1 protein-coding gene is annotated in these 1107 nt (G+C 67.7%); it reads left to right on the top strand.

Annotation, left to right across the window (positions count from 1 at the left end):
- Positions 1–110: 110 nt before the first annotated feature.
- A partial coding sequence (locus ACFYTQ_RS37570; protein ID WP_387371215.1) for an IS481 family transposase occupies positions 111–1107 on the top strand: 997 nt, incomplete at its 3' end.

Raw genomic sequence — 1107 nt, 5'->3', positions numbered from 1 at the left:
TGTTGTGGGTCGTGACGTTGATGACGGTGGGTGGTTGAGAAGAGGGCGGGTCTTCGGCGGCAGGATGTGAAGCGCCAACTCACACATTCGCTCGACCGGAAGACCCGCCCGTGACCCACCGTAATGCCCCGCTGACCGTCGAGGGCCGCCTGCGTCTGGTGCAGCGCTGCCAGCATCGTCCGATCGCCCACGTCGCCGCCGAGATGGGGATCTCGCGCCAATGCGCGTCCAAATGGGTCAACAGATTCCGCCGCCATGGCGAGCTGGGCCTGGTCGATCGCTCCAGCACCCCGCACCGATCCCCGACAGCCACGCCAGCGGAGGTGGTCGCCCGTATCGAGGCGCTGCGCCGGGATCGGAAATGGTCGGCGCGGCGTATCGCCACCGAACTGGCCGCCGAGGGGGAGCCGATCTCGGTCCGCACCGTCGGACGCCAGTTGCGGCGGCTGGGACTGCACCAACGCCGGTTCCTCGACCCGTCCGGGGCGAACAACCGTGTCCCCCAACGCATCCACGCGCGCCGACCCGGGCACATGGTGCATGTCGATGTGAAGAAGGTAGGCCGGTTACGCGACGGCGGCGGTTGGCGCGTCCACGGCCGCGGGTCGGCCGCCGACCGCGCCGCTCACCGCGCCCGCTCCCGCGGCGACAAAGCCGGATACGTGTGCCTGCACACCGCCGTCGACGGCTACTCCCGCCTCGCCTACACCGAAGCCCTACCCGACGAGAAAGCCGCCACGGCAATAGGTTTCATGTTCCGGGCCCGAGCGTTCTTCGCCGCCCACGGCATCACCCGCATCGAGCGGATCGTCACCGACAACGGCGCCTGCTACCGCGCCACCGACTTCGCGAAAGTCCTGCTCGGCGCCCGCCATCAGCGGATCACCCCCTACACACCCCGCCACAACGGCAAGGTCGAACGCTACCACCGCATCCTCGCCGAGGAATTCCTCTACGCCCGCGAATGGACCAGCGAACACCAACGATCTCAAGCCCTCGCCATCTGGAACATCCACTACAACTACCATCGACCCCATTCAGCCGCCGGAAACCAACCTCCGGCCAGCCGCCTGTGCACCGGCGTAACCAACGTCACGACCTCATACA

It is taken from the genome of Nocardia sp. NPDC004068, from assembly GCF_042874315.1.
In the GTDB taxonomy this organism is placed as follows: domain Bacteria; phylum Actinomycetota; class Actinomycetes; order Mycobacteriales; family Mycobacteriaceae; genus Nocardia.
The sequence above is the reverse complement of the archived record's forward strand: the minus strand, read 5'-3'. Positions and strand labels throughout refer to the sequence as shown.